Origin of the sequence: Micromonospora sp. RTP1Z1, assembly GCF_033804685.1 — a bacterium.
Lineage (GTDB): Bacteria > Actinomycetota > Actinomycetes > Mycobacteriales > Micromonosporaceae > Micromonospora.
The window spans coordinates 48,103-69,586 of record NZ_JAPFQV010000033.1; the positions used below are offsets into that span (position 1 = coordinate 48,103).

21 protein-coding genes and 1 pseudogene are annotated in these 21,484 nt (G+C 74.3%); 10 read left to right on the forward strand and 12 right to left on the reverse strand.

Annotated elements, in window-relative coordinates:
* Positions 1-153: 153 nt before the first annotated feature.
* Together SLP03_RS17895 and SLP03_RS17900 are read left to right on the forward strand one after the other, a co-directional pair.
* Positions 154-1,833 carry a right-handed parallel beta-helix repeat-containing protein gene (locus SLP03_RS17895; protein ID WP_319461735.1) on the forward strand — a complete coding sequence of 560 codons (1,680 nt, stop codon included), beginning with the start codon at positions 154-156 and terminating at the stop codon, positions 1,831-1,833.
* 200 nt (positions 1,834-2,033) lie between these two features.
* The gene (locus tag SLP03_RS17900; RefSeq protein WP_319461760.1) at positions 2,034-3,305 is read left to right on the forward strand and encodes a L,D-transpeptidase; all 1,272 of its coding nucleotides are present in this window, start codon (positions 2,034-2,036) and stop codon (positions 3,303-3,305) included.
* Positions 3,306-3,379: 74 nt separating this feature from the next.
* Here SLP03_RS17900 and SLP03_RS17905 read toward each other — a convergent pair whose 3' ends face one another.
* Positions 3,380-4,399 carry an SMP-30/gluconolactonase/LRE family protein gene (locus tag SLP03_RS17905; protein WP_319461736.1) on the reverse strand — a complete coding sequence of 340 codons (1,020 nt, stop codon included), beginning with the start codon at positions 4,397-4,399 and terminating at the stop codon, positions 3,380-3,382.
* Between the two features lie 223 nt (positions 4,400-4,622).
* On the opposite strand from SLP03_RS17905, the gene SLP03_RS17910 reads away from it, so the two are divergent.
* Positions 4,623-4,979, forward strand: a complete 357-nt coding sequence (locus SLP03_RS17910) for an STAS domain-containing protein (protein ID WP_319461737.1) — start codon at positions 4,623-4,625, stop codon at positions 4,977-4,979.
* A 74-nt stretch (positions 4,980-5,053) separates the two neighbouring features.
* Here the strand turns inward: SLP03_RS17910 and SLP03_RS17915 are convergent, their stop codons facing one another.
* Positions 5,054-5,422, reverse strand: a complete 369-nt coding sequence (locus SLP03_RS17915; RefSeq protein WP_319461738.1) for an FKBP-type peptidyl-prolyl cis-trans isomerase — start codon at positions 5,420-5,422, stop codon at positions 5,054-5,056.
* Between the two features lie 269 nt (positions 5,423-5,691).
* Positions 5,692-6,408 carry a helical backbone metal receptor gene (locus SLP03_RS17920; protein WP_319461739.1) on the reverse strand — a complete coding sequence of 239 codons (717 nt, stop codon included), beginning with the start codon at positions 6,406-6,408 and terminating at the stop codon, positions 5,692-5,694.
* 115 nt (positions 6,409-6,523) lie between these two features.
* Between SLP03_RS17920 and SLP03_RS17925 the strand changes: the two are divergent.
* Positions 6,524-6,691 (forward strand): annotated as a pseudogene (locus SLP03_RS17925) (nitroreductase family protein); the annotation flags it as partial.
* Between the two features lie 9 nt (positions 6,692-6,700).
* On the opposite strand, the gene SLP03_RS17930 reads toward SLP03_RS17925, so the two are convergent.
* From SLP03_RS17930 to SLP03_RS17955, 6 genes are all read right to left on the reverse strand, one after another.
* Positions 6,701-7,249: a hypothetical protein gene (locus SLP03_RS17930; RefSeq protein WP_319461740.1), complete on the reverse strand. Its 549-nt coding sequence runs from the start codon at positions 7,247-7,249 to the stop codon at positions 6,701-6,703.
* Positions 7,246-7,764: a hypothetical protein gene (locus tag SLP03_RS17935; RefSeq protein WP_319461741.1), complete on the reverse strand. Its 519-nt coding sequence runs from the start codon at positions 7,762-7,764 to the stop codon at positions 7,246-7,248. Before SLP03_RS17935 ends, SLP03_RS17930 begins: the two co-directional genes overlap by 4 nt.
* A gap of 1 nt (position 7,765) precedes the next feature.
* Complete coding sequence (locus tag SLP03_RS17940; protein ID WP_319461742.1) at positions 7,766-8,125, reverse strand: Asp23/Gls24 family envelope stress response protein; 360 nt, start codon at positions 8,123-8,125, stop codon at positions 7,766-7,768.
* A 12-nt stretch (positions 8,126-8,137) separates the two neighbouring features.
* On the reverse strand, positions 8,138-8,326 hold the full coding sequence (locus tag SLP03_RS17945) for a hypothetical protein (protein ID WP_319461743.1): 189 nt from the start codon (positions 8,324-8,326) through the stop codon (positions 8,138-8,140).
* A gap of 99 nt (positions 8,327-8,425) precedes the next feature.
* A complete protein-coding gene (locus SLP03_RS17950) occupies positions 8,426-9,535 on the reverse strand; it encodes a DICT sensory domain-containing protein (RefSeq protein WP_319461744.1) in 1,110 nt (369 codons plus the stop codon).
* Between the two features lie 54 nt (positions 9,536-9,589).
* Entirely contained in the window at positions 9,590-10,180 is a 591-nt protein-coding gene (locus tag SLP03_RS17955) for a GNAT family N-acetyltransferase (protein ID WP_319461745.1), read from the reverse strand.
* Between SLP03_RS17955 and SLP03_RS17960 the strand changes: the two genes are divergently transcribed.
* Together SLP03_RS17960 and SLP03_RS17965 are read left to right on the forward strand one after the other, a co-directional pair.
* On the forward strand, positions 10,179-11,177 hold the full coding sequence (locus tag SLP03_RS17960; RefSeq protein ID WP_319461746.1) for a hypothetical protein: 999 nt from the start codon (positions 10,179-10,181) through the stop codon (positions 11,175-11,177). The genes SLP03_RS17955 and SLP03_RS17960 overlap by 2 nt on opposite strands.
* Positions 11,178-11,575: 398 nt before the next feature.
* The gene (locus tag SLP03_RS17965; protein ID WP_319461747.1) at positions 11,576-12,841 is read left to right on the forward strand and encodes a hypothetical protein; all 1,266 of its coding nucleotides are present in this window, start codon (positions 11,576-11,578) and stop codon (positions 12,839-12,841) included.
* Positions 12,842-12,906: 65 nt separating this feature from the next.
* Here the strand turns inward: SLP03_RS17965 and SLP03_RS17970 are convergent, their stop codons facing one another.
* A complete protein-coding gene (locus SLP03_RS17970) occupies positions 12,907-14,154 on the reverse strand; it encodes an MFS transporter (protein ID WP_319461748.1) in 1,248 nt (415 codons plus the stop codon).
* Here SLP03_RS17970 and SLP03_RS17975 point away from each other — a divergent pair.
* Positions 14,054-14,602 (forward strand): DUF664 domain-containing protein, encoded by a 549-nt coding sequence (locus SLP03_RS17975; protein ID WP_319461749.1) that lies wholly within the window; start codon positions 14,054-14,056, stop codon positions 14,600-14,602. The two genes, SLP03_RS17970 and SLP03_RS17975, sit on opposite strands and share 101 nt — an antisense overlap.
* A 77-nt stretch (positions 14,603-14,679) precedes the next feature.
* Here SLP03_RS17975 and SLP03_RS17980 read toward each other — a convergent pair whose 3' ends face one another.
* Positions 14,680-15,027 carry an Lsr2 family protein gene (locus SLP03_RS17980; RefSeq protein WP_319461750.1) on the reverse strand — a complete coding sequence of 116 codons (348 nt, stop codon included), beginning with the start codon at positions 15,025-15,027 and terminating at the stop codon, positions 14,680-14,682.
* Between the two features lie 246 nt (positions 15,028-15,273).
* Here SLP03_RS17980 and lon point away from each other — a divergent pair, with 246 nt between their 5' ends.
* Complete coding sequence (gene lon / locus SLP03_RS17985; protein WP_319461751.1) at positions 15,274-17,610, forward strand: endopeptidase La; 2,337 nt, start codon at positions 15,274-15,276, stop codon at positions 17,608-17,610.
* A gap of 66 nt (positions 17,611-17,676) precedes the next feature.
* Here the strand turns inward: lon and SLP03_RS17990 are convergent, their stop codons facing one another.
* Entirely contained in the window at positions 17,677-19,467 is a 1,791-nt protein-coding gene (locus tag SLP03_RS17990; protein WP_319461752.1) for a DEAD/DEAH box helicase, read from the reverse strand.
* A 238-nt stretch (positions 19,468-19,705) separates the two neighbouring features.
* Here SLP03_RS17990 and SLP03_RS17995 point away from each other — a divergent pair, with 238 nt between their 5' ends.
* Positions 19,706-20,452 carry a winged helix-turn-helix domain-containing protein gene (locus SLP03_RS17995; protein WP_319461753.1) on the forward strand — a complete coding sequence of 249 codons (747 nt, stop codon included), beginning with the start codon at positions 19,706-19,708 and terminating at the stop codon, positions 20,450-20,452.
* Between the two features lie 174 nt (positions 20,453-20,626).
* Positions 20,627-21,484: cytochrome P450 (locus tag SLP03_RS18000; RefSeq protein ID WP_319461754.1), on the forward strand; the 858-nt coding region annotated here is incomplete at its 3' end.

A 21,484-nucleotide genomic window follows, 5' to 3' on the forward strand; every position in this document is an offset into this window, starting at 1 on the left:
GGCGGGGTTGGCCGGCCCGCCCCCCGCGAAGGCGCCAAGCCCCACCGTTGTCCTGTCTGTCGTACCTGCTCCCCGTGCCCGCCCCGCGGTGTTAGCCGTTCGGGAGGCCGGGAATCCGAGGCTGTCGTCGCCCGGACCCCGAGAGGAGCCGCCGTGCCGTACCAGGAACTGCCGCCCACCCTGCGGAACCGCCGCCCGGCCGTCGCGGGCGCGCCGCTCTGGTGCGACGCCCGCGAGTACGGCCTGACCGGCGACGGGGTGACCAACGACCAGCCGGCGCTGGCCGCGCTGGTGGACCGGCTCGGCGACGGCTACGCCGCCGACGGGCGGGCACGGGTGATCTACTGCCCGCCGGGGGTCTACTCCGTCCGCGACGCCGGGACCGCCTGGCGCAGCGGGGTGTCGCTGATCGGCGCCGGCCCGGCCGCGACGCGGTTCCTGCTGAGCAACGAGGGCAACCGGGCCGACCCGACGCCGCTGGCCTTCTGGACCACCGTGCAGCACGGCGCGAACCGGGATCGGCACATCGCCGAGTGCACCTTCGCCGACTTCGAGATCGACGGCTCGGGGGTGGCGATGGCCGAGTACAACTACCTGGCCAAGGGGCTGGGCCTGCAGTACGTGGTGCGAGGGGTGTTCCGCAACCTCTACATCCACCACACCGCCGCCTCCGGGCTGGGCTGCGACTTCCTCCAGGACAGCCTCATCGACGGCGTGGTGGTGGTCGGCTGCGGCCGGCTGGACAACGGGGAGGAGATGGGCGGTGCGGGCATCGGCGTCGGTATCGGCGGCTGGGGCACGGTCGAGCGGCTCACCATCGCCAACTGCACCGCCCTCGCCAACGGCACCAACGGCATCTTCCTGGAGCTGCAGAAGGACTACTGGTCACTGCCGCGCGGCTACCGGATCGTCGGCTGCCACAGCCAGGGCAACCGGTTCGGCATCTCCGACTGGGGGGCCGACGGCCTGATCGTCACGGCCTGCACGATGACCGGCAACCTGGAGGCCGGCTTCGACGTCTCGGCCAACGGCACCGCCGGGGTGGCCGGCCGGGGCGGGCTGCTCACCGACTGCGTGATCGACGGCAACGTGGCCGACGGCGTCAGCATGGGCAACACACCCGGCCCGTACACCGTGCGGGGCAATCGGATCACCGGCAACGGCAGGCACGGCTACCACGAGCACAACCTCGGCCGCGGATACCAGGACCCGGCGATGGACGTGGTGATCGAGAGCAACGAGTTCTGGGGCAACGGCCTGGACGCGATCCGGGTCGACCGGCCGATGACCGACACCGTGCTGCTCAACAACCGCATCCGCAACAACGGCCGGCAGTGCGCCGGGGCGTCCACGGGCGGCGGTGAGACGGTCCGCTACGGCGACAAGAAGCTGGTCGACCGGGCGGCGGACTGGCCGCACGACGGCCACCGGGGCAAGGTGCTCCGGGTCGGCAGGCGCACCGCCGTGGTGGCCGCGAACACCGGCACCGAACTGTCCCTCGCCCCGGTACGCCCCGACGCCTGCACCGCGTGGAGCGGCGACACCCCGCGGCCCGGCACCCCGTACGAGCTGTCGGCCGCGCCGGAGACCCGGGCCGGCATCGCCGTCAACGCGCCGTTCGACGCGGCGACGATCCGCGGGAACCGGGTCTGGGACAACCACGAGGTGCGGACGCAGACGCACGGGCTGTGGATCACGGACCGGGGCAGCTGGGTGGACTGCCGGGTGGAGGACAACGACTTCGCCGGCAACGCCGAGGCCGCCACCCGGCTGGACACCCCGCCGCTCGGCGGGCGCTGGGACCGCAACCACGGCGACGAGGACTGGGACTGACCGGCCCGGTCCGGTACGTCCGGTGCGCCGCCCACCCAGGGTTGCCGATCCCGGACGTCATGGCCCGCCCGTCACCTGCCGGGCACACCCGACACCAAATGCTCGCGGCTTCGCCCACCATTTCCCCTGAAAGTGCGACCCGGCCGGAGAAGTGCCGTACAGAATGGGGCCAACGGGGACTGGAAATGGGGGTGGGGAATATGGACGTGAGGCGGCGATTGACGCTATTGGCGGTAACCATCGCAGCCACACCGTTGGTCATCGGCGGGTGCACCGCCGGTCAGCGGGAAGCGGCGAAGCCGGGGCATGGGAAGGCCGCCGGGCCGACGGTGAACGTGACGCCGGCGGACCGGACCAAGGACGTGCCGATCAGCGCCGAGGTGGGCGCGACGGTCGCGAACGGGAAGATCACCGCGGTCCGGCTCACCGACGACAAGGGTGCGCAGGTGCCGGCCGAACCGCGGGAGGACGGGTCGGGCTGGGTGCCCACCCGGCCATTGCAGAATTCCCGGACGTACACGGCGGAGGTCACCGCAACCGGCGGTTCCGGACGGACCACCACGCAGAAGACGACGTTCACCACGATGGCTAAATCGTCCAAGCCGGCCATCACCACCGAGCTCTATTTCACCGGTAATCAGACGTACGGGACGGCTCTGCCGCTAACCGTCGCGTTCGATCCGCCAATTCCGAAAGAGGCCTGGGCGGACGTGCAACGGCGATTGTTCGTGAAGACCGACCCGCCGCAGCCGGGCACCTGGTCGTGGGTGGCGGACGGCAAGCAGGTCGAATACCGGGCACCTGATTTCTGGAAGCCCGGCACGAAGATCAGCGTACGAAGCGCCCTGGAGGGGCTGCCGATCGGCAAGAACGCCATCGGCGACGCCGATCGCAGCGCGACGTCGAAGATCGGCCGGCAGGTCACGCTCGACATCGACAACGCCACCAAGCAGATGTCGGTCTACCAGGACGGCAAGCTGCTCCGCAAGATCCCGGTGAGCCTCGGCAAGTCGAGCACCCCGACCTCCAGCGGCAAGATGGTGATCATGGAGAAGTTCGATCGGACCACCTTCGACACGCGGGGCGCCCCCGACGGCGGCTACGTGGTCGACGTTGACGACGCGCAGCGCCTCACCTGGGGCGGCGAGTTCATCCACTCGGCACCGTGGTCGGAGGGGGATCAGGGCAACATCAACGTCTCGCACGGCTGCACCAACGTCTCATCGGATGCGGCGCACTGGCTGATGGGGGTCACCCAGGTCGGCGATCTGGTGACCGTCAAGGGCACCGAGGTGCAGTTGGACCAGGGCAACGGCTGGACCGCCTGGAACGTCAGCTGGGACGAGTTCGCCAAGGGCAGCGCCCTGCCCGTCCCGGCCGGGCTGAAGCCCACCCCTGCCAGCACGCCGCACCCGGGCGCGGTGGCCGGCGGGTCGGCGCCCGCACCGGCCCCCTCGGCCAGCGGCGGCTGACGCACCGGGGAGGAACGACCGGGCCGGCCCGCCATCCCTCACCGGGTGGCGGGCCGGCCGCACGTCACGGCCGCTCAGCCGAGGCTCACCCGGGCCACGCCCGTCGCGGTCAGGCTGCCCAGCCAGAGCTGGTCCCCATGCTGCCGGACGCCGGTGATCATCGAGTACGCCCCGCTCGGGCCGTGCAGCGTCCGGAGCACCCGCCCCTCGCCGTCCACCAGCGCGACGAGGCCGTACCGGCGGGGCTGCGGCTGCACCGCGCCCGGCAGCAGGGCCACCAGCTGTCGTACCCGGGGATGCGGCAGCAGTCGCTCCATGATCGGCAGGCGGGGGCTGGGCAGGGCGATCCAGTACGTCCCGTCGCCCACCGCGGCGACGTTGTCCGGGTACGCCGGCAGGTCGGTCAGCACGGTGGCCCGGCCGTCCGGCAGGTCGATCCGGAGCAGCCGGTGGGTGGCCGTCTCCACGAGCATCAGCGCCGACTCGTCCGGCGTCAGCGCGACTCCGTTGGGGAAGTAGAGCCCGCTCGTCACCACCTCCGTCCGCCCCGTCCGCCGGTCGTACGCCAGGACGCGGCCGTTGGGCCGGTGTTCCAGCAGGTCCCGCTTCCAGTGCGAGAGCGGGAACCGGTCGGAGGAGTCGGTGAAGTAGATCGTGCCGTCCCGGGCCACCGTGGCGTTGTCGGCGAGGTGCACCGGCGGCGCCGTGCCGGTCAGCTCGTGCACGACGCCGTCCGGGGTGACCCGTAGCAGCCCCCGGTAGGCGTCGCAGACCACCAGGGCCCCGTCGACCGGATCGAGCTCGATGCCCAGAGGTCGGCCGCCGGTCTCGGCGAGCAGCCGGGGTGGGGTGCCCGCCGGCGCGTCCGCCGGCCACCACCACAGCCGGCCGTCCTCGTCCCCGCTGATCGCCCGGCCGTCCGGGTCGATCAGCACGTCCTCCGGACCGTGCGCGCCGTCCGGCAGCGGCAGCAGGTCGGCGTGGTCGAGCCGGAGGTCGGTGGGGGCCCACGGTCCCTCCAGCGGCGGGGGGACGGTGGCCGGCTCGCGGACGGGCCGGATGAGTCGGGGCGGGCGCTGACGGGGAACGACCATCCGCTCATTGTCACCCGCCGATGTGCCCGGGGCGGCATCCGTTGGCGTGTCGGGGAGCGGCGCGGCGCCAGGAGGTCGCCGGCCCCGCCCAGGAGTGCGGCAGCGCATCGTGGCGAGCACCTGACCGGCGACCCTGACGTTCTCGGGGTCGGACCCGGGACGTACCCGGATCCCGGGGCTCGGCCGGCCGGAACTGTCGGTCCCGGCGGATAGGTTCGTCGGCATGGGACAGCACAGCGACCGGTTCCACGTGGAGATCAGCGTCGGCGACCACGTGGTGGACGTCCGGGCGGTCGGCGAGATCGACATCGCGACCGTCGGGTCGTTCCGGGCCGCGCTCTGGGCGGCCCCGGCACGACCGGTGCTCCGGCTGGACCTCTCCGGGGTGCGGGTGTTCTCCGCGACCGCGGTGCGCACGCTGGTCGCGGCCCACCTGCGGATCCGCGCGCGGGGCGGCGAGCTGGTGCTGGTCGACCCGGATCCGGTGGTGGCCCGGGTGCTGCGCGTCACCGGCCTGCACCGGGTGCTGCCGGTGCGGGAGTCGGCGACGGTGGGCGCGGGGGACCTGGTGGCGGTCTGAGCACGGAGCCCCCGGGCCGGGCAGCGCGGGCCGCCGGCCTGGCGCCGACGGCCCCCGCGACGGGTCGGTACGGGTCAGCGCACGCCGAGCAGGTCGACCACGAAGACCAGGGTCTCGTTCGGCTTGATGGCCCCGCCGGCGCCCCGGCTGCCGTAGCCCAGGTGCGGTGGGATGGTCAGCCGACGACGGCCGCCGACCTTCATGCCCACCACGCCCTGGTCCCAGCCGGCGATGACCTGGCCGCCACCGAGCGGGAACTCGAAGCTCTCACCCCGGTTCCACGACGCGTCGAACTCGCGGCCGGTCGAGTGGGCCACCCCGACGTAGTGCACGCTGGCCAGCTGACCCGGCTGGGCCTGCGGGCCCTCGCCGACGGTGATGTCCTCGATGACGAGATCGGCGGGCGGTGCGCCCTCGATCGGGCCTACCTCGGGCTTGTCCATTCGCAGGTCTCCTACTTCGGTGGGTGATGGATCCGGTCCCCGTCGATCCTGCCCGATAGCGGCCCACCTATACGCGCCAGTCCCCGCCGGGCGACCCGGCCGGGGACGGTGGGGGTACGGAATGCACCGTCGGAGCCGTCCACGCCCGCCACGATCAGACGAGTGCTCTCCATCGCTGCACTCCTCTCCTCCTCGCCGCAGTCCACATCGCACGGCGGCGGGCGGGCAGGTGCGAAGGGCCCGTGCGAGTGGGGCCGTTCCCCCCGGGTTCAGGCGGGGTGGGCGAGCTGGGCGGCGAGCAGCGCGGGCGCCTCGGCGAGGGACGGGCCGTACCAGGTGAGGTGCCGGCCGGAGACCAGCGCGCAGGGCACGCCGGGGAAGGACTCCGGTCCGTCGTCGGCAGTGAACCGGTACGGCTCGTCCGGCAGCACCACCAGTTCGGGTCGGCGCGCCCGCAGCTCGTCCAGATCGGGGCGGGGGTAACGCTCGGCGTGCCCGGCGTACAGGTTCACCACGCCGAGCCGGAGCAGCACGTCACCGGCGAACGTCCCGCTGCCGAGCACCACCCAGGGCCGGCGCCACACCGGTACGACCGCGCGGCGGAGCGTTCCCGGCTCGGGCACGGCGGCCCAGGCCCGGCGGGCCGCCACCAGCCACTCCGGCTCGGCGGTCGCGCCGAGCGCGCCGGCCAGCTCGGCCAGTTCGGTCAACGCCTCGGGCACGGTGCGCGGAAAGGTGACCCGTACCGGCACCCCGACCGCGAGCAGGGCGTCGGCGTCGGCGCGCCGGTTCTCCTCCTCGTTGAGCAGGACCAGGTCGGGCCGGAGCGCGAGCACCCGGGCCAGGTCCGGGTACTTGCTGCCGCCGACCCGGGCGACGTCCAGCCCGGCCGGGTGGGTGCACCAGTCGGTCGCCCCGACCAGCACCTCGGGGCGGGTCAGCGCCACCGCCTCGGTCAGGGACGGCACCAGGGACACCACCCGCACCCGTCGCTCCCTCCGTCGCCGGTCCGACCTCGATCATGCCGCACGGCGCGTACGTCGGCGCCCGTCGGTCCGGTGGCCGGGGTTGCCGTCCGCCCCCAGAATCGGGCGGTGCCCGGCCACGCTGACCCACACCCCGAGCCCGATGCGCTTCCTCAACGAGCTGCTCGACCGGCCCGCCGAGGAACGCGGCAACCTGATCATCCCGGTCGGCTACCCGGCGGAGTCCGCCACGGTGCCGGACCTCGCCCGCAAGCCGCTCTCCGAGGTGGTCGTCCGGCGCTGACCACGCCGGTCAGGTCTCCGCGTCCAGCAGGGCGGTCACGTCCAGGTGGGCGGGCCGGCAGCCGACCGTCGCGGCGAACCGCCGGACGGCGGCGTCGACGTGCGCGCGGGCGGCGGCGGTGCGGGCGCGGTCGTCGAGGTGAACCTCCACCCACACGTCGGGGCGGCCCGTCGCGCCGGTGAGCACCACCCGGGCCCGGCGCACCCCGGGTTCCCGGAGCAGGTCCCGCTCCAGCGCGCCGGTCAGCACCCCGCTGTCGACCCGGGTCCGCCCGCTCCCGTCGCCGCCGTGCACCAGGGTGCCCGCCAGCCGGCCCGGCACCCGCAGCTCCCCGGCGAGCAGGCGCTGGCCGAGCAGGGCCAGCAGCACCCCGCCGACCACCACTGCCAAAGCGCTCCACGGCGCGCCGGCCCGCCACCAGCGCTCCAGGCCCGCGCCGAGCAGTGGGGCGTCGGCGCCGGGCAGCCGGCCCAGGCTCACCGCCAGGCCGGTCCCGCCGAGGGCGGTCAGCAGCAGGGCGACGACCGTCCAGAGCAGCCGGTGCGCGGCGTTGCTCATACCGCCCGCCGGGCGGGGACCAGCCGGACCTCGATCCGCCCGCGCATCGGGGCGGCCAACCGGTCCAGCTCGCGGTGCACGGCGAACTCGACGTCGGAGCGGGCCGCGGGATCGCCGGTGGCGGTCACCCGGGGCCGCCAGGCGGACCCGCGCCGACGGATCCGCACTCGTGCCCGCCGCACGCTCGGCACCGCGCGGACCGCGCGGGCCAGGCGTCGTTCGACCGAGCGCCGGTGCAGGTGCCAGCCGTCGTCCCCGTTTAGCCGCAGCCGGGTCGGGTGCCACCGGCGCAGCTCGGCGGCGAGGACCACCAGGCCGATCAGGGTGACGGCGGCGGCCACGATCCGGGCCGGGGGATCCTGCCAGTGGGTGCCGGTCAGCGCGGTGTGGCCGCGGGGGAACAGCAGGCCGGGGCGGCCGACCGCCGCGAGCGCCGCCTCGACCGCGACGAGGATCCCGCCGACGAGCAGGGCGACGGCGAGCAGCAGGGTGGCGACCCGGTTGACGGTCCGCACGTCAGCCTCCGCCTGACGGGGGCGTGGTGTCGCCGCCGTCCTCGGTCAGGAGCAGGTCCACCACCGTGACGGTGACGCCCGCCACGGTCAGGCCGGTGTACGCCTCGACCCGGGCGGCCACCCGGCGGCGTACCGCTTCGGCGACCGTCGGCAGGTGTTCGCCGTGGTCGACCGCGAGGTCGAGGTCGACCCGGGCGGCCCGGCCGTCGGCACGGACGGTCGCCGCCGGGGCGGAGACTCCCCGGGTGTGCCGGGCGGCGTCCTCGGCGAGCCGGGCGATCCGCTCCTCCGGCCAGCGATCGGGCGTGGCGTCGGGGCGGGTGGGCGCGGTGCCCGCACGGCGGGGCAGGGTGCCGGTCATCAGGCCTCCCGATCAGCGCCGACGTGGCGGGGCGACCCGGTCGGCGAGTCCGGCCACGGTGACCTCGCCGTCGAGGACCCGGACCAGGAGCCAGCCGACCAGACCGGCCAGGACGGCGGCCGCGGCGGCGCCCGGCCCGCCGAGCGCCCAGACCGCGACCAGGAGAAAACCGGCGAGGAATCCGAACTGCTGCCGCGTCATGCCCACCTCCGCTCGCACCGGCCGGCTCATGGGCGCGGCGTACCCGTTCTCGTCCCCGCCAGTCCTCTGCGACGTGGCAATGCTCGGGGCGCGGGGGAGTCAGCGCGCGCCGGCCGGGACCCGGGCCGGCTCCGGCGCCAGGGTCGCCACCGGCGCGCCCTCCCGGGTCGCCCATTCCACCGCGTGCCGCACGTCCGCCACCGGCAGCGGCCGCCGGTCCGTCACGGTGACCGCCACGTGCACCGCGAAGGCGACGAACGGGTACGAACGGGCCAGCCCGCCCACCGCCTCGTGCACCCGGCCGGCCACGTCCAGCGCCCCCCGCTCGTCCAGCGCCGGCAGGATCAGCAGGTACTCGTTGTCGGCGAGGCGTACCGCCCGGTCCACCGGGCGCAGCACGCCGGTGACCGCCGTGAGCACCGCCTGCGTCTCCCGGGCGGCGCTGCGCCGGCCGAACCGCTCCGGCGCGCCGGCCGGCTCGTCCACCCGGACCCCGACCAGCGCCACCGGCAGGGTGCCGGACGCGGTGACGCCGTCCGCCCCGGTCCACCGGCGCAGGTCCGGCTCGTCGAGCAGCCCGGCCGGTCCGTCCGGCTCCGCCCGCCGCGCGACGGTGCGGTGCGCGCGCTCGCCCCGGTCGGCCAGCATCCGGATCGCGGCCTCGGCCCGGGACTCGCCCGGTCCCGCGGGGATGTCCCGGACCCGGGCGACCACCTCGTCCAACCGGGACCGGGCCGGCTCCGGCAACCGATCGCCGAGCCGCGCCCGCAGCCGGATCACCTCGTGCAGCGCCTCGTCCCGGCGGAAACCCCACCGGCCGTCGAAGAGCCGCCCGGCCTCCAGCGTCACCGCCGGGGCCACCTCGCCCCGGTCGTACGCCACCAGGGTGGCCCCGAAGCGCGGGGTCAGCGCCACCACGCTCCACTCCCGGCCCAGCTCCTCGGTCTCGTCCAGGGCCACCCCGTACGCCCCGGCGGGCAGCTCGGGCGGTGTCGGGCCGACGATCCCGACCACGGTCGCCGCCGCGCTGGCCGCGAGCCGCTCGTAGACCGGGCGTTCCCGCTCGAAGTAGGGCATCCGTTGGAAGAGGGCGAGCACCACCAGCGGACCGTCCTCCGCAGTGGCCAGTGCGGCCCGTTCGATGGCGTGGGAGATGGTGACGAGACCGCGCTTCGTCAACCGTTCCGGGGTTCGTCCAGACTGCGGCACCCGACCGAGCCTAGAGGTCTCGACCGTCCGGCGCATCGGCCACCGGGCGGCGGGTCAGTGTCCCGCCGGTGACCGGGGAGCGGACCGCCGGCGGTCCCGCCACTCCCACCGGGTCAGCGCGTACTCCACCTCGCCGTGCTCGGCTCCCTCGATGGCCTCCGGCCAGTCCTGGTGGAAGGTCCGCACGTACGTCAGTCCGGCCTTCTCCAGCACCCGACGGGAGCCGCGGTTGACCGCCATGGTGGTGGCGACGACGCGGGCCACGCCAGGTTCGGCGAAGCCCTTGTGGACCAGGGCCCGGGCTCCCTCGGTGGCGTACCCGGCGCCCCAGGTGGCCCGGCGTAGCCGGTAGCCCAGTTCGACCTCCCGGGGGTCGCCGTCCGTGGTCGGCCGGAATTCGAACCAGCCCAGGAACGCGCCGTCGTCCCGCCGCTCCGCCGCCCACCAGCCCCAGCCCGGCGGTCGCCGGTACGCCGCCAGCATCCGTGGCAGCACCCGCTCGCGGACCTCCTCCGGCGGGGTGGGCCGGCCCCCGGTGAGGTACCGCATCACGTCCGGGTCCCCGTCCAACGCGGTGAGCAGCGGCGCGTCGGCCGCGGTGACCTCGCGCAGCGTCAGCCGGGCGGTGCTGAGGAAGATCGACATGCCCTCATCCCAGCGGCGCCGGCCGGTCCGGGCAACCGGTTTCGGCCGCACCGGCGAGGCGCTCACCATGATCGACGTCCTAGACTCGGCCCGGTCGACCGACCGACGGATGGATCTGGCGAAGATGACGAGCACCGGCAGCGAGGACGCGCCCTGGCTGCGTCCGATCATGGCCGGGGGCGCGCCGCTGCTCACCCGGGCCGGTCAGGTCGTGTATGCGTCGCGCCGGCTCAGCGAGCTGGTGCACGGGCGACCGCCGGGCATCACCGGACACCAGTGGAGCACCGCCATCCGGGAGAGCTTCGACCAGGTGGTCTGCGCCGCGGACACCGGCCGGCCGCTGTTCGCCGTGGACGTCGCCGTGCCGCCAGCGGCCGGCTCGCCGGAGCAGCGTGCCGAACGGATGAGGAACGCGGTCTGTGCGGCGGTCGGCCTGGAGGTGCTGCGGATCGAGTCGCCGACGTTGCGCGGCGCCGACCACGGCCGCCGGATCGTCGAGTACCTCATCGACGCCCGGGGTTACGCGGACGCCGCCGGGTCCGGGCCGGAGAGCGCCGACCCGGTCGGGTTCCGCGACATCATCGGCCGGTTGCCCGACGGCCGCAGTGGACACGTCAACGACCTCGGCGCGCTGACCCGGGCCGCCGCCGTCGAGGCGTACGTGGACCGCCGGCTCGCCGACCCCATCGTCCGGGGCCTGCACGTGCGCTGGAAGGACGGGCCGGCCGAGGGGTGGAGCTGGGTCGGGGTGCGGCCCGGTCGGTGCCTGGTCGAGCGGGTCCGGGTTGTCCCGCAGCGGTTCTCCTGCGGGATGGACCCGGACCGCCTCGCCGAGGACCTGTCCGCCCTGGCGGTGGGGGAGCGGCTGCGCGGCCTCGATGCCGCCGAGCCGCCGCTGGTGGACCGGGACCAGCTCCGCCGCGACATCCGGCTCCTCGCCTCCCGCCGGGACGAGCTGGCGGGCGGTTTCGCCTTCGACCACCTCTGCGCCGACTGACGGCTCGCAGCGCCGGACCGGTCCCGCGTCGACCCATGGCCCCGCACCCGCCGCGCGAGCCGGCGACGAGCACCCACCGCGCCGGCTGACGGCCCGGGTCAAAGAGGGACACGCGCGGCGCCGCCGGTCGGACACGGCGTCCCCGCCGCCGGGCCATTGGTCGGACCGTGGTTCCTGACTTCCCCGATCCGGGATTGAACCTTCGCCGTCGCCGGCCCGTACCTAAGCGGGAATGGACCCAGATCTTTCAGCCGCGTCGGCAGGCGCGGGAGACGGTGCGGAAAGGGCATCGTCGGTCATCGACGTGCGACCGGAACGTCGCAGTGATCCTCACCCCGAATTCCGTCGGTCCGCCGGGGTCACGAGTCAGCCACCGGATCGAGAAGGAGAGCAATTCGATGCGCAGGTCCACACGGGCGCGCCGGCCATCCGGTAACGCGCGGAGCAAGCGGCTGCTGGCCGTTGTCGGCACGCTCGCGGTCTTCGGCGGAATCGTCGCCGTGACCCAGATCTCGTCCGCCCAGGACCGGCGGACGTCCACCCGCGCCGCCTCGGCGTCGTGCGCCGCACCCAGCCCCGGCGCTACCTCGCCGAGCGGGCGGGGCAGCACCACCCGGACGTGGCAGAACGGCCGCTGGGTGCGCAACCACTGGGGTGACGGGCAGATGTCGGTCGCCGAGTGCGAGGCGGTCAAGGCCGGCAACGGTGGCGCCGCCGCCGGTCCGCCTACCGTGGCCTGCCCGGACGTGAAGGGCAAGCTTCCGCAGGTTCCCGACCAGGCGCGCAACGAAGTGGACCGCAACCTCGCCCTGTTGGACGCCCAGATCGCCGAGGCCAACCGACGGCTGGCCGCCGAGGCCAACCGCAACGGCCAGGACTTCATCAACAACGCGATCCTGCGGCCCCTGGCCGACAAGCGGAAGGCGACGCTGAACCGGATCGCGACCGCGATCGGGCGGGTGGCGCAGCGGCCGCAGGGGCTCGACCAGCTCGCCCAGTGCGCCCTCGCCGACGCGGGCCAGAACGCCGGCGGGAACAACGGCGGCCAGAACGGCGACCCGACCGGCGGCGGGAACAACAACGGCGGGAACAACAACGGCGGGAACAACAACGACAACGGGCTGGGTGTCCTCGCCAAGGACTGTGCCAACAGCAAGCTCCAGGCGCACGACGGTTTCCAGAACGGGAACCGTTGCGTGAGCACCGCTTTCGGTGAGGTGGGCGCCGCCGCCAACAATCCCTCGCTGCTTATCACACAGTTCCCGAACCAGGTGAAGCGGAATCAGCCGTTCAACCTGCGAATCACCACGAAGAACCTGATCCGGGACCGCTTCCTCGCGGCCGGCAAGGGCGGTTACTACGTGGAGAGCTCGCTGCTGAGCGACCAGGGCCTGGTCCGCGGACACTTCCACACCGCGTGCCGGATGCTCAACGACACCCGGCAGCCGCCGAACCCGCAGGACGTGCCGGCGTTCTTCGTGGCCACCGAGGACGGTGGGGGCAGCGAGCAGCCGGACGACGTGCAGATCCAGATCCCGGGGCTGCCGCAGTCTGGCCTCGCGCAGTGCGCGGTCTGGGCCGGTGACGGTTCGCACCGCATCCCGATGATGGAGCGGGCCAACCAGACCCCCGCCTTCGACGTGGTGCGGATCCAGATCAACTGAGACCGGGTCGGTCGACGGCCGGAGCCGCCCGGGATGTCTCCCCCGGGCGGCTCCGGCCGTTCGCGTCAGACCAGCGCGGGCGCCGGTCGGGCCGGCTCGGCGGCCCGGGCCCGCAGCGCGGCGATCCGACGGGTACGGGCGGGCGCGGCGAGCAGGTTGCCGACCGCCACCAGCAGGGCCAGGCCGAACAGGCCGAGCCAGAGCGCGGTGTCGCCGAACCGGCTGGTGACCAGGCCGCCGACGGTCGGGCCCGTGAACGTGGCGAAGGCGTACCCGAGGGAGTAGACGCCCTGGTAGCGGCCCCGCTGGGCGGCGGGGGAGAGGTCTGCGGTGAGCGCCGAGTTGGCCGGCGTCATCATCATTTCGCCGAGCGTCCAGACCAGCACGGCGACCCCGTAGAACCAGACGCTGTCCGCCAGCGCGGTGAGTGCGAAGCCGGTGCCGACCACCACCGCCGCCACCGCGATGGTGCGGGACCGATCGAAGCGGCCGATCAGCCGTGGCACGAAGAGCTGCCCCACCACGATCATCAGTCCGTTCACCGCGATGATCGGTCCGTACGCCGACGCGGGCAGCCCGTCGGCCTGCAGCGCCACCGGCAGCATCACGTTCGCCTCGATGCAGAGCCAGACCAGCCCGGTGAGCGCGGTGAAGGTCAGGAAGGCCCGGTCCCGCAGCACCGCGCCGAGCCCACCCCGGTCCGCCCGGGTGAACTGCCCGACGGTGACCGGGGCCGGCCGGGACTCGGGCACCTTGACCGCGATCAGCGTGGCCGTGCCGAGCAGCACGGCGGCGTTGATCAGGAAGAGCAGCAGCGGGTCCACCCGGACGAGCAGGCCGGCCACGGTCGCGGCCACCGAGAAGCCGATGTTGATCGCCCAGTAGTTGAGCGTCATCGCCCGCAGCCGGTCGCGGTCGCCCACCACGTCGATGATGGTGGCGGTGAAGGCCGGCCGGGCGACGCCGAGGAAGAGCCCGAGCAACAGGGTCAGCAGCGCGATGGCGACCGGTTGGGTGTTCAGGCCGAGGGTGGTGGCGGTGGCCGCGGCGGCGACGTTGCCGGCCAGCATGGCCGGCCGCCGCCCCCACCGGTCCGCGACGATCCCGCCGAGCAGCGTGCCGAGCGCGCTGCCGGCACCGTGCAACCCGATCACCATTCCGGCGTACGACGGGTCGAAGTGCCGCACCGAGACGAGGTAGACGCCGAGATAGATGGCGACGAAGCTGCCCAGTCGGTTGATCAGGGTGGCGGTCCAGAGATACCAGAACGTGCGCGGCAGTCCGCCCGCCGTCTGCCGCCACCATGTCGTCATACGCCACCCCCGGAGAGTCGTCCGATGTAATGCCCGCTGGCTACGCCGGTCATTACAAACTAGGGGTACGACAGGGTTCGGGTCACGCGTCGATCATGGTGGCGCCGCTCACCCTCGGGCCGCACGGTCGCCGCTGGGGCTGGTCCGCCACCTGGGTTGGGTGGAGCGGCGTTGGGTCCGCTGGCGCTTCGCCGCCGAGGCCGTGCCGCCCTGCCCGCCCGGCGACGACGACGCGGAGTGGGAGGTCGGTGGCCTGCCGGTCGAGCGGGTGTGGCGGGAGTACCGGGCCGAGGTGGCATGGACGCGCCGGATCGTCGAGGGGATGCCGCTGGACCGCCCGGCGGAGCTGGGTGGCCGGTTCCGCACACCGGAGGAGGCACCCAGCCTCGGCCGGATCCTCTTCCATCTGCTCCCCGCCGGTGCGGACACGCACGGCGGGAAATTGTGAACGGTTGAAAAAGCGGACCGGGGCCCCGCCGATTTCTCAGCGTGACCCCGGCATGCCCGAAGGTGATCCCCGACCGCTCAGCGGTTCTTGTACGCCTCCACCACGGAGACCGGGATGCGGCCCCGCTCGGAAATCTCGTGCCCGTTCTTGGCGGCCCATTCGCGGATGGCCCGGTTCTGCTCGCGGTCCATTCCCGACGTGGCCGGGCGCCCCGGACGGCGCATGGCGCTGGCGGCCTCGACCGGTCCGCGGCCGATTCGCCTGCCAGCGCTGATGTACGGGTCCAGCGCCTTGCGCAGCACGCCTGCGTTCTCGTCGGAGACGTCGATGGTGTACGCCACGCCGTCCAGGCTGAACTCGACGGTCCGATCGGCCTTTCCGCCGTCGAGGTCGTCGGTCAGAACGGTGATTACTTTCCTTGCCATCGCCATTACTCCCTGTGTCGGGCGGGGTGTGGCTAAGAGTTTGACGTATGGCGCGGGGAATTCGCAACAATACCCGCGGTTTGCCATTCGGCGGGTCGCCTAAACGCCGGTCGCGAAATCGCGGGCCGGGGCCGGGGGCGACCGGCCGCCGGGCGGGGGGAGTGGCGTGGGTCACAAGCCGGAACAAGGGGAACGCTTTGTTACTTGAGCCTGACACGCTCAACCTAAAGTGATGGCAGGTGTTCGATGGCAACTCTTCCGGTACTTCCGCTGACCGACGCCGTCCTGCTGCCGGGCATGGTCATCCCGGTCACCCTCGACCCGACCACCCAGGCCGCGGTCGACGCGGCCCGCGCCACCGGCGACAAGAAGCTCCTCGCAGTGCCCCGCCTCGACGGGGAGTACGGCTCCGTCGGCACCGTCGCGACCATCGAGAAGGTGGGACGACTGCCCGACGGCGAGCCCGCCGCCGTGGTCCGCGGCCTGTCCCGGGCCCGGATCGGCTCCGGCGTGCCCGGACCCGGCGCCGCCCTCTGGGTGGAGGCGACCGAACTCGACGAACCCGCCCCGGCCGGCAAGGCCCGGGAACTCGCCCGCGAGTACCGCGCGCTGATGACCTCGGTCCTTCAGCAGCGCGGCGCGTGGCAGGTCATCGACGCCATGGAGCGGATGACCGACCTCTCCGAGCTGGCCGACGCGGCCGGCTACGCGCCCTGGCTCAGCCTGGCGCAGAAGACCGAACTGCTCGCCGCGTCGGACGTCACCGCCCGGCTGGAACTCCTCGTCGGCTGGGTGAAGGACCACCTCGCCGAGCAGGAGGTCACCGAGCGGATCAACACCGACGTGCGCGAAGGGCTGGAGAAGTCCCAGCGCGAGTTCCTGCTCCGCCAGCAGCTCGCCGCGATCCGCAAGGAACTGGGCGAGGACGAGCCGGACGGCTCCGCCGACTACCGCAGCCGGGTGGAGAGCGCCGACCTGCCGGACAAGGTCCGCGAGGCGGCGCTGCGCGAGGTCGGCAAGCTGGAGCGGGCCAGCGACGCCTCCCCGGAGGCCGGCTGGATCCGTACCTGGCTCGACACGGTGCTCGAGATGCCGTGGAACACGCGTACCGAGGACAACACCGACCTGGCCGCGGCCCGCGCCGTGCTCGACGCCGACCACGCCGGCCTGGCCGACGTGAAGGACCGCATCCTGGAGTACCTGGCGGTGCGCAACCGGCGGGCGGAGCGCAACCTCGGCGTGGTCGGCGGCCGCGGCTCCGGCGCGGTGCTCGGCCTCGCCGGCCCGCCCGGCGTCGGCAAGACCAGCCTCGGCGAATCCGTCGCCCGGGCGCTGGGCCGCAACTTCGTCCGGGTCTCCCTCGGCGGCGTCCGCGACGAGGCGGAGATCCGCGGCCACCGGCGCACCTACGTCGGTGCGCTGCCCGGCCGGATCGTCCGCGCCCTGCGCGAGGCCGGCTCGATGAACCCGGTCGTGCTGCTCGACGAGGTCGACAAGCTGGCCGTCGGCTACTCCGGCGACCCGGCCGCCGCCCTGCTCGAGGTGCTCGACCCGGCGCAGAACCACACCTTCCGGGACCACTACCTGGAGGTCGACCTCGACCTGTCCGACGTGCTCTTCCTGGCCACCGCCAACGTGGTGGAGACCATCCCCGGCCCGCTGCTGGACCGGATGGAGCTGGTCACCCTGGACGGCTACACCGAGGACGAGAAGGTGGCCATCGCCCGGGACCACCTGCTGCCCCGGCAGCGGGAGCGGGCCGGGCTGACCGCCGACGAGGTCACCGTCGCCGACGAGGCCCTGGCCCGGATCGCGGGGGAGTACACCCGGGAGGCCGGCGTCCGGCAGCTCGAGCGAGCCCTGGCGAAGATCCTCCGCAAGGTCGCGGTCACCCTGGCGTCCGACCCGGCGCCGGTCCGCGTCGACACCGGCAACCTGGCCCGCTACCTGGGCCGGCCCAAGTTCACGCCGGAGTCGGCGGAGCGGACGGCGGTGCCCGGCGTGGCCACCGGCCTGGCGGTCACCGGCGCCGGCGGCGACGTCCTCTTCATCGAGGCGACCAGCATGGAGGGCGAGCCGGGGCTGACCCTGACCGGCCAGCTCGGGGACGTGATGAAGGAGTCGGCGCACATCGCGCTGTCGTACCTGCGGTCCAACGGGCGACGCCTCGGCATCGACCCGAACGCCCTCGCCGGGCGGCGGATCCACGTGCACTTCCCGGCGGGTGCGGTGCCCAAGGACGGCCCCAGCGCCGGCATCACCATGGTCACCGCGCTGGCGTCGCTGGTGACCGGCCGGCCGGTCCGCCCCGAGTTCGGGATGACCGGTGAGGTGACCCTCTCCGGCCGGGTGCTGCCCATCGGCGGGGTGAAGCAGAAGCTGCTCGCCGCCCACCGGGCCGGCCTGACCGAGGTGATCATCCCGGCCCGCAACGAGCCGGACCTGGACGACCTCCCCACCGAGGTCCGCGAGGCGCTGACCATCCACACCCTCGCCGACGTCGCCGACGTGCTCGCCCTGGCGCTGCGCCCGGCCGACGTGGACGTGGAGACGCTCGGCGGCCAGACGCTCAGCGCGGCCTGACCGTCACCCCCTGCTGGCGGGACGCACCGAGGCCCCCGGTCGACCGGGGGCCTCGGCGTGCGTACCTCAGCGTCGGTCGCGTCGGTCGCCGCCGAAGTCCCGCTCGCGCCGGTCGGCGCCGTCGAAGCGGCGCTCGCCGCCCCCGTCGCCGTCACGATCCAGCCGTACGGTGGTCTTGCGGCCCTTGATGGTGCTGCCGCGCAGCCCGGTGATCACCTCGTCGGCGACCCCGGTCGGGACCTCGACCAGCGAGAACCGGTCGGCGATCTCGATCGAGCCGATGTCCCGGCCGCTGAGCTGGGTCTCCCCGGTGATCGCGCCGACCAGGTCCTGCGGCCGGACCCCGGCGCGCCGGCCCAGCCCGATGAAGACCTGGGTGGTGCCGCCGGTACGCGGCCGGGCGCCGCCGCCGCGCCGCTCCCCGCCGCGGCCCTCGTACCCGGGCCGGGTCTCCCGCTGCGGACGGACCGCGACCTGCGGGATCTCCTCCTCGTCGGGGGCGCCGGGCAGGGTCGCCTCGTGGGCCAGCTTCACCGCGGCGAGGGCGACCTCCATCATGTCGAACTCGTCCGACAGCGACTCCACGATCACCCGGAACGGATCGAGGTCGTCCTCCAGCAGGCTCTCCCGCAGCGCGGCCTGGGTCAGCTCCAGCCGCCGGGTGCGCATGTCCGCCACCGTGGGGATCTTGTCGATGGCGATCCGCTGCCCGGTGACCCGCTCGATGGTCTTGAGCATCCGGTGCTCACGCGGCTCGGCGAGGGTGATCGCCACGCCCTCCCGGCCGGCCCGACCGACCCGGCCGATCCGGTGCACGTACGACTCCGGCGCCGACGGCACGTCGTAGTTGACCACGTGGGTGAGCTGCTCGACGTCCAGCCCACGGGCCGCCACGTCGGTGGCCACCAGCAGGTCGGCGCTGCCGGAGCGCAGCCGGCCCATCACCCGGTCCCGCTGCTCCTGGCTCATCCCGCCGTGCAGCGCCTCCGCCCGGTAGCCCCGGCCGTTCATCGTCTCGGCGAGCCGGTCCACCTCCTCCCGGCTGCGGCAGAAGACGATCGCCGCGGTCGGCGACTCCACGTCCAGCACCCGCCCCAGCGCCGCCGGCTTGTGCCCCCGGGCCACGATGTACGCGCTCTGCCGCACCCGGGGTGCCTCGCCGGCCACCGTCCGCTCACGCTCGATCTGGATGCGCTGCGGGTCGGTCAGGTGCTTGCGGGCCAGCCCGTCGATCCGGGACGGCATCGTCGCTGAGAAGAGCACCGTCTGCCGCTGCGCCGGGGCGTGCTCCAGGATCGCCTCGATGTCCTCGGCGAAGCCCATGTCGAGCATCTCGTCCGCCTCGTCCAGCACCACGGTGGCCACCGAACCCAGCCGCAGCGTGCCCCGGGCGATGTGGTCCAGCGCCCGGCCCGGAGTCGCCACCACCACGTCCACGCCCATGTCCAGGGCGCGCAGCTGACGGCCGATCGGCTGGCCGCCGTAGATCGGCAGGACCCGGGTACCGAGGTCCTTGCCGTAGCGGTGGAACGCCTCGGAGACCTGCACCGCCAGCTCCCGGGTGGGCACCAGCACCAGCGACACCGGGTCACCGGCGGTCCGGTCGTCCGGCATCCGCTGCAGCAGCGGGAGGGCGAACGCGGCGGTCTTGCCCGTACCGGTCGCCGCCTGACCCAGCAGGTCCCGGCCGGCCAGCAGCGGCGGGATCGCCTCCCGCTGGATCGGGGTCGGCTCCTCGTAGCCGAGCGCGGAGAGCGCGTTCAGCAGTTCGGCGCGCAGCCCGAGATCCGCGAAGGCGGTCGCCTCGTCGGGGTCGGCGGAAGGGGTGGGGTCGGTCGGTGTTGGTGCGGAACTCATGCGCCAAGCCTTTCATCACCCCCGCCGGCCCGTCGCGCCGACCGGCACAACCGTCGGCTGGGCCACCTTCTGCGTGGCCGTCGGGGTCGATCCGCGGGGGTCGGACGGTACGCCGGTGCTCAGGCGTCGGGGTCGTAGGCGTGCAGGCCGATCGACACGCCGGCCGTGGATACAACGATCCAAAGAGCGGCGGCACCGGTCGGTCGGCACCGAACCGTCCCCGTGTCAGCATGGGGGCATGACCCTGACCAGCGCCGACGGCGGTTCGGTCGCCGGCCTCGCCGCGCTGCTCGCCGACCGTACCCGGGCCAGCTTCTGCCTGGCCCTGCTCGACGGGCGGGCCTGGACGGCGGGGGAGCTGGCCCGCGCCGCCGGGGTGGCCGCGTCCACCACGAGCGACCACCTCACCCGGCTGGTCCGCGGCGGGCTGCTGGTCGAGGAGCGGCAGGGCCGGCACCGGTACGTCCGCCTGGCCGGCCCGTCGGTGGCCCAGCTCATCGAGGACCTGGCCGGGCACGCCCCCGCCCCGCCGACCCCGCCCCGGACGTTGCGCGCCGCGCAGGCCGGCGCCGCCCTGGCGTACGCCCGCACCTGCTACGACCACCTGGCCGGGCGGCTCGGGGTGCTGCTGCACGACGCGCTGCTCGACCGGGGGGTGCTGGACCGGGCGGGCGGCCTCGCGCTGACCCCGGCCGGGGTGGACTGGCTGGCCGGGATCGGGGTGTCGGTCGAGCCGCTGCGCGCTGCCCGCCGGCCGCTGGTCCGCGACTGCCTCGACTGGACCGAACGCCGCCCGCACCTGGCCGGCGCGCTCGGGGCGGCGCTCTGCCACCGCTTCCTCGACCTCGGCTGGACCGTACGCGGCACCGGTCGCGCCGTCCGCCTCACCCCGGCCGGCGTGCCCGCCCTCGCCGCCGCCCTCCACCTCGACCCTGCCGCCCTGACCCCCGCCGCGCCCCGCGACACCGGCGCCGGCCGCGCCTGACCCCGCGCCCCCACCGTCCCGCCGGGCGGCCGTGGCTCGCCGTATCGGCCTCACTACGGCGATGTGGCGATGTCGGAGCGGGCAGGTTGGCGCCACGTCGCCGACGTCGGGCGCGTGTCGCCCGTGCGGGACGGTTCGGCGGGGACCGAAGCCTTCCGGGCCTAGCGTCGGGTCATGAGCTGGCCGATGATCGCCGCCGCACCCGACACGCCCGCCTGCGGACCGCCCGTCCTCGATGCCGGTGGCGCCTGGTCCGTCACCCGGCACGCCGACGTGACCGCCGTGCTGACCCGCCCTGACTGCGTGGTGCCGGCCGCCCCCGACGGGCCACCGGGCACCCTCGCCTGGCTGCGCGGCACGGTGAGCCGGTTCAGCGCCCCGGAACGACACCCGGCCCGCCGCGCGGTCGCCGTGGGCGCCCTGACCGGGCTGGACCCGGACGAGCTGCGGACCGCCGCCGCCAGGCTGGCCGGGAACGAGATCGACCGGACCGCCGCCGCCAGGCTGACCGGAGACGAGAACGACCGGGCGGGCGGGAAGCTCGACGTGATGGCGCGACTGGCGCGCCGCGTACCCCTGGTGGTGCTGGCCCACCGGCTCGGCCTGACCGACCCGGCGGCGGCCGTGCCGGCGGTGGTCGCGGTGGCCGCCGCCTACCACCCGGGCGCGGCGCCGGCCGAGGTGCGCCGCGCGGACCTGGCCGTGGCCGCGTTGCTGGCGTTGTCGCCGCCGGCCCCGCCGGAGGTCACCGCGAACCGGATCGGCCTGCTGGTCCAGGCCTGCGACGCCACCGCCGGCCTGATCGGCGCCGCCGTCCGGCACGGGCTCCGGGCCCCGGCGTCGGTGCCGACCAGCGACCTGCTGGCCGAGGTGCTCCGCCTCGACCCCCCGGTACGCGCCACCCGCCGGGTGGCCGCCGCCGCGCTGCGGATCGGCTCCCAGGAGATCGCCGCGGGCAGCCCGCTGCTGCTCCGCTTCGACGCGGCCAACCGCGACCCGGCGGTGTTCCCCGAGGCGGACCGGTTCCTGCCC

Coding starts and splice junctions, on each gene's coding strand:
- SLP03_RS17900 (WP_319461760.1), top strand. CDS start 2,034: ATGGACGTGAGGCGGCGATTGACGCTATTGGCGGTAACCATCGCAGCC.
- SLP03_RS17905 (WP_319461736.1), bottom strand. CDS start 4,399: ATGGTCGTTCCCCGTCAGCGCCCGCCCCGACTCATCCGGCCCGTCCGC.
- SLP03_RS17910 (WP_319461737.1), top strand. CDS start 4,623: ATGGGACAGCACAGCGACCGGTTCCACGTGGAGATCAGCGTCGGCGAC.
- SLP03_RS17915 (WP_319461738.1), bottom strand. CDS start 5,422: ATGGACAAGCCCGAGGTAGGCCCGATCGAGGGCGCACCGCCCGCCGAT.
- SLP03_RS17930 (WP_319461740.1), bottom strand. CDS start 7,249: ATGAGCAACGCCGCGCACCGGCTGCTCTGGACGGTCGTCGCCCTGCTG.
- SLP03_RS17940 (WP_319461742.1), bottom strand. CDS start 8,125: ATGACCGGCACCCTGCCCCGCCGTGCGGGCACCGCGCCCACCCGCCCC.
- SLP03_RS17945 (WP_319461743.1), bottom strand. CDS start 8,326: ATGACGCGGCAGCAGTTCGGATTCCTCGCCGGTTTTCTCCTGGTCGCG.
- SLP03_RS17960 (WP_319461746.1), top strand. CDS start 10,179: ATGCCCTCATCCCAGCGGCGCCGGCCGGTCCGGGCAACCGGTTTCGGC.
- SLP03_RS17955 (WP_319461745.1), bottom strand. CDS start 10,180: ATGTCGATCTTCCTCAGCACCGCCCGGCTGACGCTGCGCGAGGTCACC.
- SLP03_RS17965 (WP_319461747.1), top strand. CDS start 11,576: ATGCGCAGGTCCACACGGGCGCGCCGGCCATCCGGTAACGCGCGGAGC.
- SLP03_RS17975 (WP_319461749.1), top strand. CDS start 14,054: ATGGCGACGAAGCTGCCCAGTCGGTTGATCAGGGTGGCGGTCCAGAGA.
- SLP03_RS17970 (WP_319461748.1), bottom strand. CDS start 14,154: ATGACGACATGGTGGCGGCAGACGGCGGGCGGACTGCCGCGCACGTTC.
- SLP03_RS17980 (WP_319461750.1), bottom strand. CDS start 15,027: ATGGCAAGGAAAGTAATCACCGTTCTGACCGACGACCTCGACGGCGGA.
- lon (WP_319461751.1), top strand. CDS start 15,274: ATGGCAACTCTTCCGGTACTTCCGCTGACCGACGCCGTCCTGCTGCCG.
- SLP03_RS17990 (WP_319461752.1), bottom strand. CDS start 19,467: ATGAGTTCCGCACCAACACCGACCGACCCCACCCCTTCCGCCGACCCC.
- SLP03_RS17995 (WP_319461753.1), top strand. CDS start 19,706: ATGACCCTGACCAGCGCCGACGGCGGTTCGGTCGCCGGCCTCGCCGCG.